The 22,292-nt window shown below is 61.7% G+C and carries 22 protein-coding genes and 2 pseudogenes; 11 read left to right on the top strand and 13 right to left on the bottom strand.

Features of this window, described 5'->3' with window-relative positions; genetic code table 11:
* Window positions 1–39 precede the first annotated feature (39 nt).
* Window positions 40–484 (bottom strand): annotated as a pseudogene (locus tag CUJ84_RS23850) (MarR family winged helix-turn-helix transcriptional regulator).
* An 83-nt stretch (window positions 485–567) separates the two neighbouring features.
* Here CUJ84_RS23850 and CUJ84_RS23845 point away from each other — a divergent pair.
* Together CUJ84_RS23845 and CUJ84_RS23840 are read left to right on the top strand one after the other, a co-directional pair.
* A complete protein-coding gene (locus CUJ84_RS23845) occupies window positions 568–1,251 on the top strand; it encodes a glutathione S-transferase family protein (RefSeq protein ID WP_105007976.1) in 684 nt (227 codons plus the stop codon).
* Between the two features lie 126 nt (window positions 1,252–1,377).
* The gene (locus tag CUJ84_RS23840) at window positions 1,378–2,631 is read left to right on the top strand and encodes an aminopeptidase (RefSeq protein WP_105007975.1); all 1,254 of its coding nucleotides are present in this window, start codon (window positions 1,378–1,380) and stop codon (window positions 2,629–2,631) included.
* Here CUJ84_RS23840 and CUJ84_RS23835 read toward each other — a convergent pair.
* A complete protein-coding gene (locus CUJ84_RS23835) occupies window positions 2,579–3,490 on the bottom strand; it encodes an EamA family transporter (RefSeq protein ID WP_105007974.1) in 912 nt (303 codons plus the stop codon). The genes CUJ84_RS23840 and CUJ84_RS23835 overlap by 53 nt on opposite strands.
* A gap of 81 nt (window positions 3,491–3,571) precedes the next feature.
* Here CUJ84_RS23835 and CUJ84_RS23830 point away from each other — a divergent pair, with 81 nt between their 5' ends.
* The gene (locus CUJ84_RS23830; protein ID WP_105007973.1) at window positions 3,572–4,072 is read left to right on the top strand and encodes a MarR family winged helix-turn-helix transcriptional regulator; all 501 of its coding nucleotides are present in this window, start codon (window positions 3,572–3,574) and stop codon (window positions 4,070–4,072) included.
* Between the two features lie 3 nt (window positions 4,073–4,075).
* Here the strand turns inward: CUJ84_RS23830 and CUJ84_RS23825 are convergent, their stop codons facing one another.
* Together CUJ84_RS23825 and xseA are read right to left on the bottom strand one after the other, a co-directional pair.
* Entirely contained in the window at window positions 4,076–4,669 is a 594-nt protein-coding gene (locus tag CUJ84_RS23825) for an NAD(P)H-dependent oxidoreductase (RefSeq protein ID WP_105007972.1), read from the bottom strand.
* Between the two features lie 2 nt (window positions 4,670–4,671).
* Entirely contained in the window at window positions 4,672–6,252 is a 1,581-nt protein-coding gene (gene xseA, locus CUJ84_RS23820) for an exodeoxyribonuclease VII large subunit (RefSeq protein ID WP_105007971.1), read from the bottom strand.
* A 341-nt stretch (window positions 6,253–6,593) separates the two neighbouring features.
* Between xseA and CUJ84_RS23815 the strand changes: the two genes are divergently transcribed.
* Window positions 6,594–6,839 (top strand): hypothetical protein, encoded by a 246-nt coding sequence (locus CUJ84_RS23815; RefSeq protein WP_018069953.1) that lies wholly within the window; start codon window positions 6,594–6,596, stop codon window positions 6,837–6,839.
* A gap of 127 nt (window positions 6,840–6,966) precedes the next feature.
* Here the strand turns inward: CUJ84_RS23815 and CUJ84_RS23810 are convergent, their stop codons facing one another.
* Complete coding sequence (locus tag CUJ84_RS23810) at window positions 6,967–8,814, bottom strand: hypothetical protein (protein WP_105007970.1); 1,848 nt, start codon at window positions 8,812–8,814, stop codon at window positions 6,967–6,969.
* Between the two features lie 160 nt (window positions 8,815–8,974).
* Here CUJ84_RS23810 and CUJ84_RS23805 point away from each other — a divergent pair, with 160 nt between their 5' ends.
* Window positions 8,975–9,982: a glycosyltransferase gene (locus tag CUJ84_RS23805; protein WP_018447922.1), complete on the top strand. Its 1,008-nt coding sequence runs from the start codon at window positions 8,975–8,977 to the stop codon at window positions 9,980–9,982.
* The gene (locus tag CUJ84_RS23800; protein WP_105007969.1) at window positions 9,979–10,356 is read left to right on the top strand and encodes a GtrA family protein; all 378 of its coding nucleotides are present in this window, start codon (window positions 9,979–9,981) and stop codon (window positions 10,354–10,356) included. The genes CUJ84_RS23805 and CUJ84_RS23800 overlap by 4 nt, the downstream gene beginning before the upstream one ends.
* Before the next feature lie 103 nt (window positions 10,357–10,459).
* Here the strand turns inward: CUJ84_RS23800 and CUJ84_RS23795 are convergent, their stop codons facing one another.
* Complete coding sequence (locus tag CUJ84_RS23795; protein WP_105007968.1) at window positions 10,460–11,446, bottom strand: Gfo/Idh/MocA family protein; 987 nt, start codon at window positions 11,444–11,446, stop codon at window positions 10,460–10,462.
* Window positions 11,447–11,626: 180 nt separating this feature from the next.
* On the opposite strand from CUJ84_RS23795, the gene CUJ84_RS23790 reads away from it, so the two are divergent.
* Both CUJ84_RS23790 and CUJ84_RS23785 read left to right on the top strand, forming a co-directional pair.
* Window positions 11,627–12,574 (top strand): aldo/keto reductase, encoded by a 948-nt coding sequence (locus CUJ84_RS23790; protein ID WP_105007967.1) that lies wholly within the window; start codon window positions 11,627–11,629, stop codon window positions 12,572–12,574.
* A gap of 13 nt (window positions 12,575–12,587) precedes the next feature.
* Window positions 12,588–13,031, top strand: coding sequence for a GNAT family N-acetyltransferase (locus tag CUJ84_RS23785; protein WP_105007966.1), 444 nt, complete (start codon window positions 12,588–12,590; stop codon window positions 13,029–13,031).
* Here CUJ84_RS23785 and CUJ84_RS23780 read toward each other — a convergent pair.
* A pseudogene (locus CUJ84_RS23780) lies at window positions 13,021–13,675 on the bottom strand (hypothetical protein). The gene CUJ84_RS23785 and the pseudogene CUJ84_RS23780 overlap by 11 nt on opposite strands.
* A 113-nt stretch (window positions 13,676–13,788) precedes the next feature.
* Between CUJ84_RS23780 and CUJ84_RS23775 the strand changes: the two are divergent.
* Entirely contained in the window at window positions 13,789–14,286 is a 498-nt protein-coding gene (locus CUJ84_RS23775) for a ferritin-like domain-containing protein (RefSeq protein ID WP_105007964.1), read from the top strand.
* Between the two features lie 45 nt (window positions 14,287–14,331).
* On the opposite strand, the gene CUJ84_RS23770 is transcribed toward CUJ84_RS23775, so the two are convergent.
* Complete coding sequence (locus CUJ84_RS23770; protein ID WP_105007963.1) at window positions 14,332–15,240, bottom strand: LysR family transcriptional regulator; 909 nt, start codon at window positions 15,238–15,240, stop codon at window positions 14,332–14,334.
* 238 nt (window positions 15,241–15,478) lie between these two features.
* Between CUJ84_RS23770 and CUJ84_RS23765 the strand changes: the two genes are divergently transcribed.
* Entirely contained in the window at window positions 15,479–16,474 is a 996-nt protein-coding gene (locus tag CUJ84_RS23765) for an aldo/keto reductase (protein WP_105007962.1), read from the top strand.
* Window positions 16,475–16,566: 92 nt separating this feature from the next.
* Window positions 16,567–16,926, top strand: coding sequence for a nuclear transport factor 2 family protein (locus CUJ84_RS23760; RefSeq protein ID WP_105007961.1), 360 nt, complete (start codon window positions 16,567–16,569; stop codon window positions 16,924–16,926).
* Window positions 16,927–16,980: 54 nt separating this feature from the next.
* Here the strand turns inward: CUJ84_RS23760 and pheT are convergent, their stop codons facing one another.
* The 5 genes from pheT to infC all read right to left on the bottom strand — a co-directional run bounded on the left by pheT (window position 16,981) and on the right by infC (window position 22,163).
* Entirely contained in the window at window positions 16,981–19,404 is a 2,424-nt protein-coding gene (gene pheT / locus CUJ84_RS23755) for a phenylalanine--tRNA ligase subunit beta (RefSeq protein ID WP_105007960.1), read from the bottom strand.
* A 16-nt stretch (window positions 19,405–19,420) separates the two neighbouring features.
* A complete protein-coding gene (gene pheS / locus CUJ84_RS23750) occupies window positions 19,421–20,503 on the bottom strand; it encodes a phenylalanine--tRNA ligase subunit alpha (protein ID WP_018244384.1) in 1,083 nt (360 codons plus the stop codon).
* 150 nt (window positions 20,504–20,653) lie between these two features.
* Window positions 20,654–21,058, bottom strand: coding sequence for a 50S ribosomal protein L20 (rplT, locus tag CUJ84_RS23745; protein ID WP_105007959.1), 405 nt, complete (start codon window positions 21,056–21,058; stop codon window positions 20,654–20,656).
* Between the two features lie 38 nt (window positions 21,059–21,096).
* Entirely contained in the window at window positions 21,097–21,300 is a 204-nt protein-coding gene (gene rpmI / locus CUJ84_RS23740) for a 50S ribosomal protein L35 (protein WP_003570998.1), read from the bottom strand.
* 326 nt (window positions 21,301–21,626) lie between these two features.
* Window positions 21,627–22,163 carry a translation initiation factor IF-3 gene (gene infC / locus CUJ84_RS23735; protein ID WP_075225634.1) on the bottom strand — a complete coding sequence of 179 codons (537 nt, stop codon included), beginning with the start codon at window positions 22,161–22,163 and terminating at the stop codon, window positions 21,627–21,629.
* Between the last annotated feature and the right edge of the window lie 129 nt (window positions 22,164–22,292).

The following is a 22,292-nucleotide window of genomic DNA, read 5'->3' as shown; positions in this document are numbered from 1 at the left end:
AGGCGGTTTTCGGATGACATCATGCTCTTACTGTCGAATCTAGAGGAAGCGGTCGAGCAGGCCGGCGATCGTCTTCGCCTCGTTTTCGGCAAGCTTGCAGCCAATATGGGTCTCGATCGATCTGGCATAGACGGTCCACATGCGCTCGCGAAGCTTTCGGCCGGCATCTGTGATCACCACCCAGCGGCCGCGCCCATCTTCAGCGAAGGCCTCGCGCCGGACCAAGCCCTCTTTTTCCAACCGATCGATCAGCCGGGAAAGATTATACTGCGCCAGCAATGTCCGCTCTTCGATTCTCGTAGGGGCGCAGCCTGCCGTCTTGTGAGCGCGCCAATTCCCAAAGCACGTCGTACCAGGCAAGCGGCGGCACGCCGGCCGCTTTCAGATCGGCCTCGATGGCAGCGAGCAGCCGCTCGCGGGCGCGCATGATGTTCGTCCAGGCAGAGGTGACCGCTTCGCTTGGATTCGATGTTTTTTCGGACATAAATGCAATTACATCTATCTTGAATTCCGCCGCAAGCGATATTAGATGCACTTACATCTATCATCATTGCCAAGGAGGCGCTCATGAGCAAGCTTACCCTCGTCAGCCATCATCTCTGCCCCTATGTGCAGCGCGCCGCGATCGCGCTGCTCGAAAAGGGCGTGCCCTTCGAGCGCATCAATATCGATCTTGCCAACAAGCCGGACTGGTTCCTGAAGATATCGCCGCTCGGCAAGGTGCCGCTGCTGCGGATCGAGGAGGAGGACGGCAGCGAGGCGGTGCTGTTCGAAAGCAGCGTCATCTGCGAATATCTGGAGGAAACGCAGCCGGGCGTCGCGCTGCATCCGAAAGACGCGCTGACGCGTGCCCGCCATCGCGGCTGGATGGAATTCGGCTCCTCCGTGCTTTCCGATCTCTGGGGTTACGAGACGGCTGAGGATGCCGTGCAGCTCGAGGCCAAGCGCAAGGCGCTCATCGCCAAATTCGCGACGCTCGAGGGTGTGCTGACGGATGGGCCTTATTTCGCCGGCACCGACTTCAGCCTCGTCGACGCCGTCTTCGCGCCGGTCTTTCGGTATTTCGATCTCTTCGAGACGCTCGGCGACAGCGGCATCTTCGAAGGGCTCGAGCGGGTGGCGCACTGGCGCAAGGCGCTCTCCGAACGGGCGAGCGTCAAGGCCGCCGTCGGCGCGGACTACCCGCGGCGGCTGATGGAATTCCTCGAAAAGCATAACTCGATCCTGCTCAGGCAACCTGTCGCCGCCTGAAGCGCGCCCGGCGGCCGGACATATATCCGGCCGCTTGCAATTCGGCGGCGATACGCTTCATTTTCGCCGCAAACGGGTCTAAGTCTTCCGGCCTCGCACCGTCGATGACAGAAGGCAGGTTGAACCATGACTTTCATGCCCCAGAGCCAGAACACAATTGATCCCGTCAAGCTGGAAAAGCTTGCGGAAGTCGCCATCAAGGTCGGGCTGCAGCTGCAAAAAGGTCAGGACCTGGTGATCACCGCGCCTGTCGTGGCGCTGCCGCTGGTTCGCCTGATCACCAAACACGCCTATCAGGCCGGCGCCGGGCTGGTCTCTGCCTTCTATTCCGACGAGGAAACGACGCTGGCGCGCTATCAGTATGGCAGCGACGAGAGCTTCGACCGCGCCTCCGGCTGGCTCTACGAGGGCATGGCCAAAGCCTATGCCAACGGGGCGGCCCGGCTTGCGGTCGCCGGCGACAATCCGATGTTGCTGTCCGAGCAGGATGCCGGCAAGGTCGGCCGCGCCAATCGCGCCAACTCCACCGCCTACAAGCCGGCGCTGGAAAAAATCTCGAATTTCGACATCAACTGGAACATCGTCTCCTATCCGAACCCATCCTGGGCCAAGGTGGTCTTTCCCGACGATCCGGAGCCGATCGCGATCGCCAAGCTCGCCAAGGCGATCTTTGCCGCCTCGCGCGTCGATGTCAGCGATCCCGTCGCCGCCTGGACCGAGCACAATGCCAATCTTGGCAAGCGCTCCGCCTGGCTGAACGGCGAGCGCTTCGCCTCGCTGCATTTCAAGGGACCGGGCACCGACCTGACGATCGGCCTTGCCGACGGGCATGAATGGCATGGCGGCGCGTCCACCGCCAAGAACGGCGTTACCTGCAATCCGAACATCCCGACCGAAGAAGTGTTCACCACGCCGCATGCGCTGCGTGTCGAAGGCCATGTGTCGAGCACCAAGCCGCTTTCGCACCAGGGCACGCTGATCGACAATATCCAGGTGCGTTTCGAGGGCGGGCGCATTGTCGAGGCCAAGGCCTCGCGCGGGGAAGAGGTCTTGAACAAGGTGCTCGATACCGACGAGGGCGCGCGCCGGCTCGGCGAAGTGGCGCTGGTGCCGCATTCCTCACCGATCTCGGCCAGCGGCATCCTGTTCTACAACACGCTGTTCGACGAAAACGCCTCGTGCCACATCGCGCTCGGCCAGTGCTATTCCAAATGTTTCCTCGATGGCGCAACACTGAGCCAGGAGCAGATCAAGGCGCAGGGCGGCAATTCCAGCCTGATCCATATCGACTGGATGATCGGCTCCGACAAGGTCGATATCGACGGCATCAAGCCGGATGGTTCGCGGGTTCCGGTGATGCGGCAGGGCGAATGGGCCTGACCGGCATCATCGTGCGCTGACTGAGCCAGACACTGGCAAGCACCATAGCGAAACCGCCGATCTGCACCGGCGTCAGGCTCTGGCCGAGCGCCAGCCAGCCGAGCAGGGTCGCGACCAGCGGGCTAAGGAAGCCAAGCGAGGCAACCGCCGAGGGCTCGATGCGCGCCAGGCCACGGAACCAGAGCAGATAGGTGAAGGCTGCGCCGATCAGCCCGAGATAGGCAATGCCGGCAATGTTTGCGGCGGTCGGCATCGGCAGCGCCGGTTCCAAGAAAAAGGCAAAAGGCACCAGCAGCATGCCGCCCGCCGTCAATTGCCAGGCGGTGAAGGTGAGGTTTGAGACCGGCGGCGCCCAGCGGCGCGTCAGCACCGTGCCGAACGCCATCGAGACCGCGCCGGCCAGACCGGCAGCGACACCTATCGGATCGAGCCCCGCCGTCGGCGTCAGCACCAGCAGTCCGACGCCGGCCATGCCGGCGAGACCGGCCAGTACGGCAAGCGGCCGGACCGGCTTGCCGAGAAAAAGCTGCGACAAAGCGATAACGATCAGCGGCTGCACGGCGCCGACCGTTGCGGCAACGCCGCCTGGCAGCCTGTAGGCCGAGACGAAGAGCATCGCCCAGAAGAACGAGAAGTTAAGCGCGCCGAGAACGAAAGCCCTTGCCCACCAGATGCCGAAAGGCAGCTTTCTAACCAGGAAGAGAAGCAGTAAACCGGCCGGCAAGGCGCGCAGCATCGCCACCGTCAGCGGATATCCGGCCGGCAGGAAAGAGGTGGTGACGATATAGGTGCTGCCCCAGACGGCGGGTGCAAGCGCGGTTGCCGCAAGATCGGCGGCGTAACGGGAATTTGTCTTCATATCAAGAATCTCTATTTCAAGATAAATTCATTCTACGCCTTTTTATCTTGACGTCAAGATAATGAATGATATCGATGGAGCATGAGCGAAGACGGCAAGATGGACCATGTCGACAAGATCCTGGCGCAATGGCGACGGGAGCGGCCGGACCTCGACGTCGAACCGATGGGCATCCTCGGGCGTCTGAAACGCCTGAGTACCCATCTCGGCCGCGAAGTGGAGACCGTGCTCATGAAGCAGGGGCTTTCGTCCTCCGCCTTCGACGTGTTGGCGACGCTGCGCCGCGCCGGCGCCCCCCACCGGCTTTCGCCGGGGGAGCTTCTGGAGATGACCATGGTCAGTTCCGGCACGATGACGAACCGCATCGACCAGTTGGAGAAGGCGGGCTACGTCGAACGTATCCTCAATCCGGAGGATCGCAGGAGCGTGCTCATCGCGCTGACGGAAAAAGGGCTTGCGACGGTGGAGACCGCCGTCGATGCGCATGTCGTCAATCAGCACCGGCTGTCGAAAAATTTGAGCGCGGCCGACAAGGCGGAACTCGACAGGCTGCTGCGCAAGTTTCTTGCGGACTTCGAATAGCGCCTATCGAATTGCCGATAGCAGCTTGCGCACGCGATCGAGATGCAGCTTCCGCTTTGCATCGGTGGCGCGGTCCATGTCGTGCAGGCTGAGCATCTTGAAATGCAGCCGCTTCGAGCAGAAGGCGGCGATGCCGCGCTTCAAGAGCCGGCGCACCGGATCGCCCATATAGAGACGCACCAGCCACCACGGCGAGCCCGTCGTCGTCAGCGCATAGAGCAGCCTGATATTGGTAAGCTGCGGCACGATACGGCCGCCGGCGGCGTCATGGCTGAAGGCGACCCCGGGGGCGAAGACACGATCGAAAAAACCCTTGAGGATGGCGGGGAAATTGAACCACCATTGCGGAAAGACGAGGATCAGGCCGTCGGCCGCCTTCAGGCGGACAACGATATCGGCGACGGCTGAGGTGTCATAGGGCACATCGAAATAGCCGCTGCGCTCGGCCTTCGAAAGACGCGGATCGAAATCTTCTCGGTAGAGATCGAGCAGATCGACGACATGGCCGGAGGCTTCTAGCGCGTCGCGGGCCGTCCGCGCCACCGAGGTGGCAAAACTTTCCGGCAACGGATGGGCAAGCACCAGCAGGATCCGCATTGTCAGAACAGGCTTCCCTGCTTCGGTGGCTCTGCGGATTTTACGCTGCGCTTCTTGGCACCGGCCGGCGGTGCGCCACCTTCCGTGGTCATGGCGCCGACACGACCGTCGGCGAATTCGATGGCGATGCCCATGCCGGCGGAGAGTTGAGCAGCCTGCGAGACCGGCCTGTTATCCTCGTCGCGAATGACGGCGTAGCCGCGCTTCAGCACATTCTTATAGGAGAGCGACTGCAGCACGCGGTCCTGCGAAGAAAGCTCGGCGCGCGCACGGGTCAGCTGGTGGCGGATCGCCGTATCGGCATGGCGCGAAAGATTGCCAAGGCGTTCGCGACCGCGGTCGGTCTGGGTCTTCAACCGGGCAGGCAGCGAGGCGAGGATTGCTTCGGCGCGGTCAACGCGTGATTTCGAGCGGTCGATCAACCGCTCGACCGTGCGTTCGGCCCGGGCCATGCGCTCGTTCAGCGTCTGGCGGCGCTCGGCGATGCGGCCGGACAGCAGATCGGGGCGCAGATGCGAGCCGGCGCGCTCGAAGCCGCGGCGCTTGTTGATGGTGTTGAGCTCCAGCCCGCGGCCGAGGCCGGTCGCCGCCTCGTCGAAACGGTGGCGCGGCAAGGCAAGAAGCTGATCGAGCGACGGCAATGCCCGCATCAGCGCGCGCACCGACTGGCGGCGCTGATCCATCTGCCGGTTCATGCAGCCCTGCAGGCGCGCGGCAAGAGCGGCGGCCTGCGCCTCGAGCTCCGCCTTGACGGGCACCGCCATTTCGGCAGCCCCTGTCGGCGTCGGAGCACGGACATCGGCGGCATAATCGATCAGCGTCCAGTCGGTCTCATGACCGACGGCCGAGATCAGCGGTATTGCGCTTTCGGCCGCAGCACGCACGACGATTTCGTCGTTGAAGCTCCAGAGATCTTCCAGGCTGCCGCCACCGCGCGCGACGATCAGCACGTCCGGGCGCGGAATGGCGCCGGCCGGCTCCAGCGCGTTGAAGCCGCGGATGGCGTTCGCCACCTCCTCACCGGACCCCTCACCCTGAACCTTCACCGGCCAGACGAGGACATGCACGGGGAAACGATCGGAGATGCGGTGAAGGATATCGCGGATCACGGCGCCGGTCGGCGAGGTGACGACGCCGATGACGCTCGGCATGAAGGGCAGCCGCCTCTTGCGGGCGGCATCGAACAGGCCCTCGGCGCCGAGCTTGCGCTTGCGCTCTTCGATCAGCGCCATCAGCGCACCGGCGCCGGCCGGCTCCAGCGTCTCGATGACGATCTGATATTTCGAGGAGCCCGGAAAGGTGGTGACCTTGCCGGTGGCGATGACCTCCATGCCCTCTTCCGGGCGGAACTTCAGCCGCGAGAAGGTGCCCTTCCAGATGACCGCATCGATGCGGGCGCGATCGTCCTTCAGCGCGAAATAGGCATGGCCCGAGGAGTGCGGCCCGCGGTAACCGGAGATCTCGCCGCGCACGCGAACCTGGTCGAAGGCGGTTTCGACGGTGCGCTTGATCGAGCCGGAAAGTTCCGAAACCGAATATTCGGCAAGGTTGGTCGGCGAATCGCCGTCGAAGACGTTGCTCATCCCCTCTTTCTATGTCCATCCGCTGGAAACAGGAAGGGTGGCACGGGCTTTGGGATCGGTTTTCCCAGCCGTTGAAATCGTTGTGGGAGGGGTTCGTCGCCCTTGCATCAAGAGCGCTCATCTCCTGGCATCCTGCACATGCACTCGTTGCAGCCGGACGAACTAACAACAAAATCGAGTAAATCTGTTTTGTCACGGAACGGATAGTTAGAATATGCGTTTTATCCGAAAGGGATTGCTAACCACCGCAATACAAAGGCTTTTCGGCGAGGACCGCCGGTAAATCTTTGTTAGTTGGCGCTTCCTATGCTTCCCCTCGTTATCTCTGGGAAGGTGCTGAAATGATTATTCTCACAGCAGCAGCATTGGGCATCAGCGCCGGGCAAATGCGGTCGGCTGGCGTGATCGCGTTGGTCGCCGCGTTGATCGGAATGACATTCGCGCTGGCGGCGATAACCTCGCCCGGCCCGGTGTCCCTTCTGGCATTCGTCTATGCCGTGCTCGGCTATAATGGCGGCCTTATGCTCTTCGTGATCGGGCTCTATGCCAATCAGCGCCTTCGTCGCGCCACGCGTGTCTCGCACTGAAAGCGCGTCGCGATCTTTCAGATCGCTCCTCGCGCTTGAGGCCTCTATCTCAAACGTATGTCGTTATCGCCAAACCGCTGCACAGTTTTGCTCGACATGCTTTATTCCATCCTGAAATTGGCCGGCGTCAATTCGTTGCTGGCCGATAGCGAAAGAATTGCACGCCCACGTCCGCCGCCTTCGGAAGCGGTTCCAGATAGGGCGGGATATTCCCCTTGCCGAGCTGCGCATAGAGCCCATCCGGCTTCAGCTTGGCGATCTCGCGTGTCTGCAGATCGCCGGGGCAGAAGGCAAGCGCCATCACGCCAGTCCCCTTGAGGAAGGCTTCCGCCTCCTGCGGCTCCGCCATGCCGATATGCAGTTCCGTCAGCATGCCGCCCTGATTGCGATGATAGGGCGCGGAGAGAACCCGGTTCTGCGTGAAGCGGAGGATCGGCACCCCCATTTCCGACGGGGCGGAGACCAGTCCGGCCGGAAGCCCGGCGAGCGGCGCCAGCGCCGCCTGCGATGTGCAGGAAATTTCCTTTGCCGGCTTCGCTGCCTTCTTCTGGGCAGCATTCTCCATTTGCAGCGAGATAAGCCCGCCACCAACGGCCCAGGCGGCCGGAGCACTGGCGAGCACGGTCACGATATAGATGAAGGCGGCGGCGACATTCTCGCTGTCGCCGTTGGAGATACGCTTGATATCGATGATCAGCAGGGCAAGCGGCAGGATCGAGATCAGGTTCGAGAAGGTGGAACCGCGCACCTGGACCAGTGCGATTGCCCAGCTCGTCATCAGCAGGAAGAGCAGGATCAGGTGGATCTGCACGCGGTCACGCTGAACGATGCGGAAGATGCAGACGGCGATACCAAACAGGCCGGCGGCATAGAAGCCACCGATCGAGAAGGGATCGGTGCGCCCGAGAACGAAAACCGACTGCGCTTCCGATACATTCCTCAGCCAGAGCTCGACCAGCATCGGATCGAGACTGGCCAGCGGATCGCTCAGGCATTGCGGTGCGATCACGATCGCCGAACCGAAAACACCGGCGCCGACGACGGCGAGCGCGGCAAAGCGCAGGGGCCGGCGCAGGTGGCTGGCAAAAACCGCCGAAAACAACAACAACCCGCCACCGATCGCCGCCAGGCTGTAATAGCCGAGCGAGAGATTGTCGCAGGTGACCATCGAATAAAGCCGGGGCGGCACTGTTGCGAAGAAGAGGATGCTGATCGCAATCGCCAGCGCCAGCCCGAAGGTCCTCGCGGCGGCAGCGAAATCTTCACCCTCCCATGCCCAGAGCAGGGCAATGGTCAGGCAGACGGCGGCGACGAAAGGTGTCGTCTCGGCGCCGATGGCGATGGCAACCGCTGCCGCGATGCCGGCGACGGCATAGCTCCAGGCACGACGCTCTGGATCCAGCAGCATCGCGATCATCGTCGCGACCAAAGCCAGCTGCGCATTGTGATGATCGATGGCACCCGGCGCGAAACGGTTTCCGGTGTAGATCGCAAGACCGGTCAAGCCGAGACTGATGTGCATGGCGGCAACACCGCCGATGCGCCGACCGGCAACCGCCATGGCGAGCATGGCGGGCAGGATGAGCGATACCGGCCAGACAGCGAGCGCCAGCGCCTCGGCCGTCTCATGGGATGCAAACAGGCCGAAGAACCAGATCAGCGAGGCGATCGGCAGGTCGATCAGCCGCGACCAGTGCATCAGCGTGCCGACATCGAGGCCGAGACGGTATTGCATCAGATCGAACCAGCCCTGCCCAGCCAGAAAATCGCGAACTTCGACGAGACGCATTCCGTCGTCATTGTCGGGGCCGACGTAATCGGTCGCAGCGGAAAGCTTGGTGATGAGGATGGCGGCGGCAAGGATGACGCTATAGGCGATGACAACAGGCCAGAGACGCGTCAGCAGGTCGCGTAGCCCGACCCGATGGGCGTCTATCGCGGATGATGCGTGGGTGATCGGCTGCACAGCGTTCATCGTGGTTAGCGGTTCGTTTCCAGATAGCGAAGCTTAGCCGCCGCCGATCAAGAAAGTGTAAAGCCGTTTGTGGCAGCCGCTGATTTTGCCTGCGTCATAGGGTCTTATTAACGGCGCGTGATTTAGGCTGAGCGCGGCTTTCAGTGTAACGAGTAGAGTCATGGCCCGATCGCGTACCGATAATCTGAATATTGCCGTCCTGCTTCCCTGCTACAATGAAGCGGCGACGATCGGCCCTGTCGTCCAGGGCTTCCGGGCGACGCTGCCCGATGCTGCGATCCATGTCTACGACAACAATTCCACCGACGGCACTGCGCTGCAGGCAATGCTTGCCGGCGCGCATGTCGTGCGCGAGCGGCGCCAGGGCAAGGGCCATGTCGTGCGCCGCATGTTCGCCGATATCGACGCCGACATCTACATCATCGCCGACGGGGACGGCACCTATGCGCCGGAGGATGCCGAAGAGCTGGTGCGCACGTTGCTGACGGAGCGCGCCGACATGGTGGTCGGCACCCGCCGCGGCGTGCACGACGATGCGGGCCGTCAGGGCCATGCGCTCGGCAACCGGCTTTTCAATCTGCTCTACCGGATGATCTTCGGCCCCGACTTCACCGATATCTTTTCCGGCTACCGCGCGTTTTCGCGCCGCTTCGTCAAGAGTTTCCCGGCGGTATCAGGCGGCTTCGAGATCGAAACCGAGATGTCCGTGCACGCCTCCCGGTTGAAGCTGCCGGTCAGCGAGCTCGAACTCGACTACGGCCGTCGGCCGGAAGGCTCACACTCCAAGCTTTCGACGTTCCGCGACGGCGCCAAGATCCTCTGGATGTTCGCGATGCTGATGAAGGAAACCCGGCCCTTCGCCTTTTTCAGCGCGATCAGCGCCACCTTCATGCTGGCAAGCCTCGGCTTCATGGCGCCGGTGCTGGCGGAATATTTCGAGACGGGTCTCGTCAGCCGCATGCCGACCTGGGTGCTGTCGACGGCGCTGATGATGATCTCCTTCATGCTGTTCACCGCCGGCGTCATCCTTGATTCCGTTGCGCGCGCCCGCGCCGAACAGCTCCGTATCCATTATATGGGCCTGGAGAGGCCGAGCGCGTTGAAGGCGCCGCTCAGCGACGCAGGGCCGGTATCGCGCGCGCGTCCCGGCAAGGCGGATGCGGCATGAGAAAGCTCATCCGCTTCGCCATTGCCGGCGGCATCGGCTTTCTGGTCGACGCCGGCATCCTGTCGGCGCTGCTCCATCTGACGCCGCTCGGGCCGTTTCTGGCGCGGCTCATCGCGATCGCCTTCGCCATGGCCGCGACCTGGGCTTTCAATCGGAGCTTCACCTTCGATCGCACCGGCCGTTCGCTTGCCGCCGAAGGCTTCCGCTATGGCTCGGTCGGGGTGACGGCAGCGCTCGTCAATTATGGGCTCTATTCCGCCCTTCTGCTGTCGCTGCCGGCGCTTCAGCCGCTTGCGGCCATGGTGGTCGCCAGCCTCGCCTCGATGATCTTCAGCTTTTTCGGCTATTCGCGCTTCGTCTTCCGGGCCGAGTGACTAGAGCGCCGCGCGTCCAACGGGACGCGCTAAGGACGCTCTAACCCTCTGAAGTGGCGCATAATCCTTTCCGAAAATCGATTCCGATTTTCGGGATTATGCGCTAGACGGCTTCCCAGCCGTCCTTCTCGCTGGCCCGATAGATCGCGTCGATCACCTTCTGGTTCAGCTTCGAATTTTCGAGCGTGACGATCTCTTCCTTGCCATTCGTCACCGCCCGGGCGAAAGCCTCGACCTGCCGCTTGTACTGGCGGCTGTCCTGGAAGCGGAAGATGCGCGATTCACTGTGGCTGCGGTCGGCAAGCTCGATCTCTTCCGGGCCCCAGCGATTGGCGTTGAACGGCGACTTGACCTCGATGTAGCCTTCGGTGCCGTGGAAGACCATGACCTGGCGGTTGGCCATTTGCGTCGAGATATAGAAGCTCAGCTGGAAATCCCCGAAATCGGCCTTGACGCTCGAATAGATATCCGTGCCGAAATCCGCATCGCGCTCGGTGATCGCCTGGATCCAGAGCGGCTCCTTGCCGGTGGAAAAACGCGTGCTCATGACGGGATAGACGCCGATATCGGGAAGGCCGCCACCACCAAGCTCGGGAACATTGCGCATGTTGGCGGGGTCGCGGTTGAAATAGGTGAAGGCGCCCTGCACATGCCGGAGCGACCCGATCGCGCCCTCGTCGATCAGCGAGCGCACCTTCTGCCAGACCGGCGAATAGGTGATCATGTAGGCTTCGCTGACCACCACCCGGTTGCGGTCGCGGGCGGCGATCACGTCGTCGATATCGTCTGCCTTCAGCGCCAACGGCTTTTCGCAAAGTACATGCTTGCCGGCATCTGCCGCCTTGATCGACCATTCGATATGCTGCGAGGTCGGCAGTGGGATGTAGACGGCATCGATGACGTCGGAGGCCAGCATCTCCTCGTAGGAGCCGAAGGCATGCGGCACGGAGAAGCGGTCGGCCATCTCCCTTGCGCGCGTGAGATCACGGCTGGCAATCGCCGTGACGACGCAATTTTCCGCATCCTGGATCGCCGGAACGACATTGTCGCGGCCGATCTTCGCCGTTGAAATGATACCGAAACGCAGCATGATCCAAGCCTCCCGAAATTGAGTTCGGCGAACCATATTCAGGCCTTAGCTGCGGCGCAATGGCGCGGTCGGAAATCACGGAAGTTTGCCTTCCCCGATGCCCGGAATGCGCTAGGTTCTGTCGGGGCGGCGTTCTGCCGTATCCGCAATTTCAATTCCTTCACACCTCTGGAGAGCGTCATGGAAATGCGCCGGCTTGGAAAAACAGGTCTATCGGTCGCGCCGATCGTCATCGGCGGCAATGTCTTCGGCTGGACGGCCGACGAAAAAACATCCTTCGCCATTCTCGATGCCTTCTTCGACGCGGGCCTGAACACGATCGATACGGCCGATGTCTATTCCTCGTGGGTTCCGGGCAACAAGGGCGGCGATTCCGAGGAGATCATCGGGCGTTGGCTAGGCCAAGCCAAGGTCTCCCGCGACAAGGTCGTGATCGTCACCAAGGTCGGCTCCGACATGGGACAGGGAAAGACGCTGAAGGAGACCTATATCCTGAAGGCGGTCGAGGATTCGCTGCGCCGGCTGCAGACCGACTATATCGACGTCTATCTCTCGCACTGGCCGGATGAAGATACGCCGCATGAGGAAACGCTCGGCGCCTATGCCAAGCTGAAGCAGCAGGGCAAGATCCGCGCGATCGGCTGCTCGAACTATGATGCGAAACTCCTCCAGGCTTCCTTCGACGCTGCCGAAAAGGCCGGATTGCCGCGTTACGATGTGCTGCAGCCGGAATATAATCTCTATGAGCGCGCCAGCTTCGAGGGGCCGCTTGCCGATCTCTGTGTCAAGGAAGACATCGGCGTCATCACCTATTTCAGCCTCGCCGCCGGCTTCCTCACCGGCAAATACCGCAGCAAGGCCGATACGCAAGGCCGCGCGCGCGAGGGCCGGGTTTCGAAATATCTCGACGACAAGGGCCTGCGCATCCTGGCCGCGCTCGACACGGTTTCGGCCGAGACAGGCGCCAAGCCTGCGGAAATTTCGCTCGCCTGGCTGCTGCGCAAGAAGGGCGTGACGGCGCCGATCGCCAGCGCGACCAGCCTTTCGCAGCTTGAAAGCCTGGCGAAATCGGCGACACTTGCGCTTTCCGATGAGGCGATGGCGCTGCTCGACGAAGCCGGCGCCTGAAAGAAAGAGCCCAATGACTGTTACGATACGCGATGCCCGCCCCGAAGACGAAGCCCGCTGGCGCGAGCTCTGGGCCGCCTATCTCGCCTTTTACGACGTCACGGTCGATGCCGATATCACCGATTCCACATGGCGCCGGGTCTTCGATCCGGCGTCGGCAATCGCGATGCGTGTCGCCGAAAGCGACGGCAGGGTGATGGGATTTGCCCTCTATCTCACGCATGAGGGTACATGGATCCGCGGCAGGGACTGCTATCTCGAAGACCTGTTCGTCGCTGCCGATGGGCGCGGCAAAGGCGTCGGGCGGGCGCTGATGGACGATCTCGTTTCGACCTGCAGAGCCAAGGGCTGGTCGCGGCTCTACTGGCATACGAGCGAGCAGAACAGAACCGCGCGAGCGCTTTACGACAGCTATGTCGAAAGCGACGGCCACATCCGCTATCGTATCACCTTCTGAGCGCAGGAAATCCTTTGTAAAAGGCGGCGTGATCGTCTTCCCAATTGGCCATGCCGGGTTTGGTGAGGATGCCGCGCGGGCTGACATAACTCTGGATCACCCGCTTCGGCCGTTCGTGCCACTGAATATTGAAGGCCCAGAGCTTCGGGAAGAAGCAGAGCGAGGCATAAGGCAGGTGGTCGTGAATCCACCAGGCGAGCCGCTGCCAGTCGCTTTCATCGTGGTAATGGTCGACCATCCACGGCACGGCAATGCAGACGGCAGCACCCATGCAGCCGTCAACGTCCCTCATATCCCAGATGTGATGCGCGGCGGTGGCGGCATTGGTCGAACAGTTCAGCTTGTTCTCATTGCCGAACCTGTTGACCGCAGGCGAACGATAGCCGGAACGGATATGCAGACGCCCGAACGTCGCCTCCAGCGGCTCCAGCAATTCCTCGCAGAGCCTCCTGCCCGCCTCGATCGCCAGATCGGGATCCTCGGGGATATTGGGGATGCGATAGAAATCGGCGATTTCGGAATGCAGGAAATCGCGAAGGAAGAAGTTTTGCGACAGCCGCACGCGGCCAAGGTCCTCCAGACCCTTCATCGAATTCGGCTTTCGCATGACTTTATCTTCCTCCCATATCGACGGCAGGAATCATCGCCCAGCACCGATTACCAGTCCACCCGAAATCGATCGGGAACAATTAGCGCGATCTTCTCTTCTTAATGTGTCGCCGCATTAGCGGTTTTCCCCAGAACAAGGATCGAGAAAATGGCCAAGGAAAAGACGTTGGAAGATCTCTTCTATGACACCCTCAAGGACATCTACTTTGCCGAACGGCAGATATTGCGCGCCCTGCCGAAGATGGCGCGCGCCGCCCAATCCCCCGAACTGAAGAAGGGCTTCGAAAAGCACCGCGAGGAAACCGAAGGCCAGGTCGAGCGCCTGCAGCAGGTTTTCGAACTGATCGGCAAGCGCGCCCAGGGCAAGACCTGCGAGGCGATCCAGGGCATCATCGCCGAGGGCGAGGAAATCATGGAGGAATTCAAAGGCACATCAGCACTCGATGCCGGCCTGATTTCCGCTGCCCAGGCCGTCGAGCATTATGAAATCGCCCGTTACGGCACGCTAAAGACCTGGGCCGCAACGCTCGGTCTCAAGGAGGCTGTCGGCCTTCTCGACCAGACGCTGCAGCAGGAAACGGCCACCGACAAGACCCTTTCCCAGCTTGCCACCACGGCGGCAAACCAGAAGGCAAAGGCTGCCTGATGCACACGGCGCCCTAATGAGAACGGGCGGCCCGGTTCCCATTCCTTACCGGCCGCCCGTATCCTGGGCGCTGTATCTAAAGAAATCGATGAAGGCTCGTAGCGCCGGGCGCATCTGCCGCCGGGTGGGATAATAAAGAAACGGCCCGGAATAGGGCGCGCACCAATCCTCCAGCACCCGCACAAGTGTGCCGCCCGCCAGTTCGTCATAGACCCGCATGTCGAAGAGATAGGCAAGGCCGGCGCCGTTCAGCGCCGCAAGCAGGGCCAGCCGGTCCTCGCTAACGATCAGCGGCCCATCGACCGAAACGACGAGTTCCTGCCCGTTCTTTTCGAATTCCCAGCGATAGATCGAGCCGTTGGTGAAGCGCCGCTTGATACAGCGGTGATGGACGAGATCACGCGGATGCTCGGGCTTTGGATGATGCTCGAAATATTCGGGCGAAGCGGCGATCACCGTCGTCAGATTGGGCGAGATCCTGACCGCGATCATATCGGCCTCCAGGCTCTCCTCCAGCCGGATACCGGCATCGAAACCCTCCTTGACGATATCGGTGAAGCCGTCCTCATTGGCGATCTCCAGGGTAATATCGGGATAGAGATTGAGAAAATCTCCGAGGCGCGGGGCGAGCAGCAGATCGGAGGCGAAGCGCGGCGCTGATATGCGCAGGTTTCCAGCCGGCTTGCCGCGCGTATCGCGGACGGCCTCCAAGGCAATATCGATCTCCTCGAGTGCGGGACGAAGTCTTTCGAGAAGCAGGCGGCCCTCCTCCGTTGGCGCGACGCTGCGGGTGGTGCGCGCCAGAAGCCGCACCCCCAGACTATCTTCGAGGCTGGAGATCGCATGGCTGACGGCCGAGGGCGCGACGAGGAGTTCCTTCGCCGCCGCCCGGAAACTGCGATGCTCCGAGACGGCGGCGAGAACGGCGAGTTGCGAGAGCTGTGTTCTGTTCATTGATCGAAATGATAGAACAACCTGTTAGAAGCTGCATGTATTTTCTGATTGATGCGGCAGCGATATGGTCTGCCCGTACCGCAACAACCCCAGAACAGGATGATTTCAGGCCGGTCGGCCCAAAATCTGAATCCTGTTCTGAATTAAATAGTTAGAGAGCGTGATGTCGTCCGAAAACCGCTCACACTTTTCGGCATCATACTCTGGCGGTTCAAAACAGCTCAAAAGGGAGCGCATCATGAAAACCCGGAAACTCGGAAACGATCTGACCGTCTCTGCCGTCGGTCTTGGCTGCATGGGCATGAGCTTTGCCTATGGCGCCAGCGACGATGCGGAATCGATCAAGACACTGCATCGCGCCATCGATCTCGGCGTGACCTTCTTCGACACCGCCGAAGTCTATGGTCCCTTTACCAACGAGGTTCTTCTTGGCAAAGCGCTGAAGCCGTTCCGCGACCGCGTGGTGATCGCCACCAAATTCGGCTTCAAGATCGATGCCAGCAAGCCGGGTACTGCCGCCATTGCCGGCGTCGACAGCCGCCCCGAGCATGTGCGAGTCGTGGCCGAGGCCTCGCTGAAACGCCTCGGCATCGAGACCATCGACCTCTTCTACCAGCACCGGGTCGATCCCAACGTGCCGATCGAAGAGACGGTCGGCGTCATGGCGGAACTGGTGAAGGAAGGGAAAGTCCGCGCTCTCGGGCTTTCGGAAGCCGGCAGCGCCACCATTCGCCGCGCGCATGCGGTCCATCCGATCGCAGCCCTGCAGAGCGAATATTCGCTCTGGACGCGTGATCCCGAGGAGGAGGTGCTTGCGACATGCCGTGAACTCGGCATCGGCTTCGTGCCCTACAGCCCGCTTGGGCGCGGCTTCCTGACCGGGGCGATCCGCAAGGTGGAGGATCTCGACGCGGACGATTTCCGCCGGCAGGTGCCACGTTTCCAGGCGGAAAATTTCGACGCCAATGCCGCCCTCGTCGCGACGCTCGAGCGGCTTGCCGCCGAGAAAGGCGTGACGGCAGCACAGCTGGCGCTGGCCTGGGTGTTGAGCCAGGGCGACGATATCGTGCCGATACCGGGTGCGCGCAAGCTCCATCATCTCGAACAGAACACCGCGGCCGCCGATATCGTGCTCAGCCCGGCGGAACTTGCGAAGCTTGAAGAGGTCATCCCGACCGGGCAGGTTGCCGGCAAGCGCTATTCGGACGCCTCGCTTGCCATGACGAACATCTGAACCTGGAAAAGCCCGGTCGGCTACAACCGGCCGGGCTTGCCTTCGGGGCTGGCGAAACTATCTAACGCCATCTCGGAGAACGGGATGAAAATATGTCGGACAGGCAGGCAGTCGAACAGACGGTTCATCTCTATGTCGAAGGCATGGCCTTCGCCAATGAGGCAGCCTTGAAAAAGGCCTTTCACCCGAAAAGCTCGATCATCGGCCATTACGAAAATGCCGTCGAATGGCTGACGCGGGACGAGTTCATCGCCGCGATCCTGGCGGAGGAGCCGGCGCCGCCCGGCACGCAGCCCTACATGGACATTCAGAGCGTCGACGTCGAGGGCGATGCGGCAAGCGTCAAGGTCACCGACGATTTCGCCGGCATGCGCTTTACCGATTATCTCTCGCTGCTGAAGATCGACGGCCGCTGGACGATCGTCAGCAAACTCTTCCATCTGCATCTGTGAAAAGACCGGCCGCTATTCGCGACCGGTCCATGATTTGACGACGCTGGGTGAAACTCAGCTTCTGAGGACACCGCCGGTGAATTTCGTGACGCTGGCGACGATCTTCTGCGTCAGTGCCTCGAAATCCTCGTCCGTCAGCGTGCGCTCGACCGGCTGGATCTGAACCTCGATCGCCACCGACTTTTTGCCTTCGCCAACCGATGCACCCTCGAAGATGTCGAAGACGTTGACGCCGGTCACCAGCTTGCGGTCGGCGCCTGTGGCGGCCTTGACGATGGCGCCGGCTTCCACCGTCTTGTCGACGACGAAGGCGAAGTCGCGCCGCACCACCTGGAAAGGTGACAGTTCGAGCGCCGGCTTGGTGCGCGTCGCCTTGCGCTTGGCGTCCGGCATGGCGTCGACATAGACCTCGAAGCCGCAGAGCGCGCCGGAGACATCAAGCGCTTCCAGCGTCAGCGGATGGAATTCGCCGAAATAGCCGAGCACGACCTTCGGCCCCATCTTGATCGTGCCGGAGCGGCCGGGATGATACCATTCCGGCCCGCCCTGCTCGATCTGGATATTGCCCATCGGCAGGCCGCAGGCTTCGATGACGGCGAGCGCGTCGGCCTTGGCGTCGAAGACGTCGACCGGCTTGCCGCCGCCCTTGGCGACGTTCGACCAGGCGCGACCGGCGCCGGCAAGCGATGCTGTGCCGCGGCGGATGCCGCCGGCCACGCGGCGCTGACCATCCGGCCGATCGTTCTCATAGGTGCCGGAGACCTCGAAGAGGGCGACGTCGCCGTAACCCTTGTCGGCATTGCGCTGGGCTGCGGTCAGCAGGCCCGGCAGCAGCGAGGGGCGCATATCCGACATTTCGGCGGCGATCGGGTTGGCAAGCTTGAGAGCGGGCGAGCCGCCGCCGAACAGCTTTGCCTGGTCTTCCGGAATGAAGGACCAGGTGACGGCTTCGAGCATGCCGCGCGCGGCCAGCGCCCGCTTGGCGAGGCGGGTGCGGATCTGCAGCGTCGTCAGGATCTTGCCGTTGACGGCCGCATGGCTTTCGAGCGGTGCCGGCTTGATATTGTCGACGCCGTGAATGCGCATGACCTCTTCGACGAGATCGGCCTTGCCATCGACATCGGGGCGCCAGGAGGGAACGGCGACGGAGACGCGCTCGCCGGAACCGGAGACCTTGAAGCCGAGGCGCGTCAGAATCGTGTCGCTTTCTTCATTCGAGACGTCGAGGCCCGTCAGGCGCTTGACCTCCGAATAGGGGAAATCGACAATCTTCGGTTCGTAACCCTGATAGCCGACGATCTCGGCCTTGGCGGCCTTGCCGCCGCAAAGTTCCAGCACCAGTTCCGTCGTGCGTTCGAGACCGGGGACCATATATTCCGGATCGACGCCGCGTTCGAAGCGATAGCGGGCATCGGTGATGATGCCGAGGCTGCGGCCTGATTTGGCGATGTTCATCGGGTCCCAGAGGGCGGATTCGATCAACACGTCGACGGTATTCTCGTCGCAGCCGGAATGTTCGCCGCCCATGATGCCGCCGATCGACTCGATGCCATCCTCATCGGAGATGACGACGTTGTTCGGCGAGAGCTTGTATTCGCGCTGGTCGAGCGCCAGCACCGTCTCGCCCTCGACGGCGCGGCGGACGGTCAGGTTGCCGTTGATCTTGGCAGCGTCGAAGACGTGGATCGGCCGCCCCTGATCGAAGGTCATGTAATTGGTGACATCAACAAGCGCGTTGATGGGGCGCAGGCCGATGGCGATCAGCCGCTGCTGCATCCAGCGCGGGCTCGGGCCGTTCCTGACGCCGCGCACGAGGCGGAGCGCAAAGCCCGGGCAGAGCTTCGGATCGTCGAGATTAAGCGTCAGCTTCACCGGCGTCTCGCCTTCGACGGCGAAGGACGGTGCGGGCCGCGTCTTCAGCGTGCCGAGGCCGGAGGCCGCGAGATCGCGGGCGATGCCGTGGATCGAGGTGCAATCCGGCCGGTTGGGCGTCAGGTTGATCTCGATGAGGGGATCGTCGAGATGCGCATAGGCGGCATAACTCTGGCCGACCGGCGCATCCTCGGGCAGATCGATGATGCCGTCGTGACTGTCGGAAATCTCAAGCTCCCTTTCGGAGCACATCATGCCATGGCTTTCGACGCCGCGGATATTGCCGACGGCGAGCGTCACATCGATACCGGGAACATAGGTTCCGGGCGCTGCGAAGGCGCCGACAAGACCGGCGCGCGCATTCGGGGCGCCGCAGACAACCTGGACCGGGGCGCCGGAACCGGTATCGACCATCAGCACCTTCAGCCGATCGGCCTGGGGATGCTTTTCGGCCGAGACGACTCGCGCGATAACGAAGGGCTTGAATGCCGCCTTGTCGTCGACGTCCTCGACCTCCAGTCCGATCTCGGTGAGGCGCGTGCAAATTTCATCGAGGGCGGCATCCGTTTCCAGATGCTCTTTCAGCCAGGAGAGCGTGAATTTCATCGTCCCAATTCTCCGTTCAAGCGCTGAGGCCGCCGAACAGCGTCGGCATGTCGAGCGGGCGGAAGCCGTAATGCGTCATCCAGCGGACGTCGGCGTTGAAGAAGTCGCGCAGGTCGGGCATGCCGTATTTCAGCATGGCGATGCGGTCGAGGCCCATGCCCCAGGCAAAACCCTGATATTCGTCCGGATCGAGTCCGCCGTAACGCAGCACGTTCGGGTGGACCATGCCGCAGCCGAGGATTTCCATCCAGTCGGTACCCTCGCCGAACTTGACGATCGGGCCGGAGCGGTCGCACTGGATATCGACCTCGAAAGAGGGCTCGGTGAAGGGGAAGAAGGACGGGCGAAAACGCATCGTCACGCTGTCGACCTCAAAGAAGGTCTTGCAGAATTCTTCCAGCACCCAACGGAGGTTGGCGACATTGGCCTTCTTGTCGACGACCAGGCCTTCGACCTGATGGAACATCGGCGAATGCGTGGCGTCGCTGTCCTGGCGGTAGGTCTTGCCGGGAATGATGATGCGGATCGGCGGTGTCTGCGCTTCCATGGTGCGCACCTGCACCGGTGAGGTATGGGTGCGCAGGACCTTGCGCTCGCCATTCTCATCCGGGTTGAAGAAGAAGGTGTCGTGCATCTCGCGGGCCGGATGGCCTTCGGGGAAATTCAGCGCGGTGAAATTGTAATAATCGGTCTCGATGTCGGGACCTTCGGCGATCGAGAAGCCCATGTCGGCGAAGATCGCGGTGATCTCGTCGACGATCTGGCTGATCGGATGGATACGGCCGCGCTCGGCCGGCGAAGAGCGCACCGGCAGGCTGACGTCGACCGTCTCGGCCTTCAGCCGCGCATCGATCGCCGCTTGCCGCAGCGTCGCCTTGCGGGCGCCAAGCGCCTCGGTCACCGCGTTCTTCAGAACGTTGATCGCCGCGCCCTTGCTCTGGCGCTCTTCCGGCGTCATGGCGCCGAGCGTCTTCAACAGTTCGGAGACGGAACCCTTCTTGCCGAGGGCGGAAACGCGCACGGCTTCGAGCGCCGTCTCGTCATCGGCGGCGGCGATTTCGGCGAGCAGCGATGTGTTGAGCTGGTCGATATCTGACATTGTCACTTCTTTCCGTCCAGTATCAGGCGGGCGATCGGGAGGCTGGCGGCGCCGGCCGGCGCCAGGAATATAAAGAAAGAAAAACCCGCGCTAGCCCAAACCAGCGCGGGTTTCCCAAAATCATAAATTCAAAAGCTTGGGAAGCGCTGGTTACTTGACCGCGCCTTCAAACTCGTTCGCCGTGCCGGCTTCCCTGAGGTATTCAAGGGCCTTCTTGGCAGCGCTGACCAGCGCGCCGAATGCTTCCGGCTCGTGGATCGCCATGTCGGAGAGAACCTTGCGGTCGACTTCGATGCCAGCCTTGTTCAGGCCGTCGATGAAGCGGCCGTAGGTCAGGCCGAATTCACGCACAGCGGCGTTGATGCGCTGGATCCAAAGCGCACGGAAGTTGCGCTTGTTGACCTTGCGGTCGCGGTAGGCGTACTGCTTCGAACGATCGACAGCAGCCTTGGCGGTACGGATGGTGTTCTTGCGGCGGCCGTAAAAGCCCTTTGCTGCCTTCAGAACCTTCTTGTGCTTGGCATGAGAGGTGACGCCTCTTTTTACACGTGCCATATCATGATCTCCTTAAATCTAGCGTTCGCGGACGAGTCTCAGAGACCGTTCGGCAGGTAATTCTTGATAACCTTGCGGCCATCCGGTTCTGCGAGAACCATGGTGCCACGTGCATCGCGAATGAACTTGTTGGTACGCTTGATCATGCCATGGCGCTTGCCAGCAGCGGCAGCCTTGACCTTGCCGGTTGCGGTGATCTTGAACCGCTTCTTGGCAGAGGACTTCGTCTTCATCTTGGGCATTTTGCTACTCCTTCTGTCCTCCCTGCGCGCTTTATCAAAAAAGCCCTTCTCGCGAAGTCCGGTTCTCCGGCCGTCGCAACAAGGTGCGGGAGCGTTTGTTGTTGATCTGCGGCATCGGCGACGAACCGTTCCGCAAGCATTCGAAACTGCCACGGCATGCCCTGCCGGTCAGTTCGGACGCGCGCTTATAACCGCAGCGTCATGAAAGTGCAACGGGGCCGCGGAGGAATCTTCGCTCACCCGAAAACACAATGGCGCAAAGCAGAATGGCAGAAAGCACAAAAGCCGCCCTTGCGGACGGCCTTGGGCGAAAAACTGCCTGACGCTTACTTCGGCGCCAGCACCATCATCATCTGGCGGCCTTCGAGCTTGGGTTCGGCTTCGACCTTGGCGAACTCGATCGTATCGGCCTTGACCTGCTGCAGAAGCTTCATGCCGAGTTCCTGGTGGGCCATTTCACGGCCGCGGAACTTCAGCGTCACCTTGACCTTGTCGCCTTCGTCGAAGAAGCGACCCATCGCCTTCATCTTCACCTCATAATCATGGGTGTCGATGTTCGGGCGCATCTTGATTTCTTTGACTTCGACGATCTTCTGCTTCTTGCGCGCCTCGGCAGCCTTCTTCTGGTTAGCATATTTCAGCTTGCCCAGATCGAGGATCTTGCACACCGGCGGTTCGACATTGGGGGAAATTTCGACGAGATCGAGGCCGGCTTCTTCCGCCATTCTCAAGGCCTGGTCGGTAGGCACGACGCCCATATTCTCGCCGTCAGCCCCGATCAGCTGAACTTTGGGAATGCGGATTTCACGGTTCGAGCGCGGTCCGTCCTTCACGGGCGCGTCGGTTTTAAAAGGTCTGCGAATGGTCGTATTCTCCTCGCGTTGTTTCGGAACGTTGCAGCATCGCGCTCCCAATCAGGGGTGCACAAACGTGTCGCGTCATCGCTGCAACGGAGTCAATATCATCCTTTAGCGGAAAAATCACCCGCTGTC

Origin of the sequence: Rhizobium leguminosarum (assembly GCF_002953715.1) — a bacterium.
Lineage (GTDB): Bacteria > Pseudomonadota > Alphaproteobacteria > Rhizobiales > Rhizobiaceae > Rhizobium > Rhizobium leguminosarum_V.
This window is presented reverse-complemented; position numbering and strand designations above follow the sequence as displayed.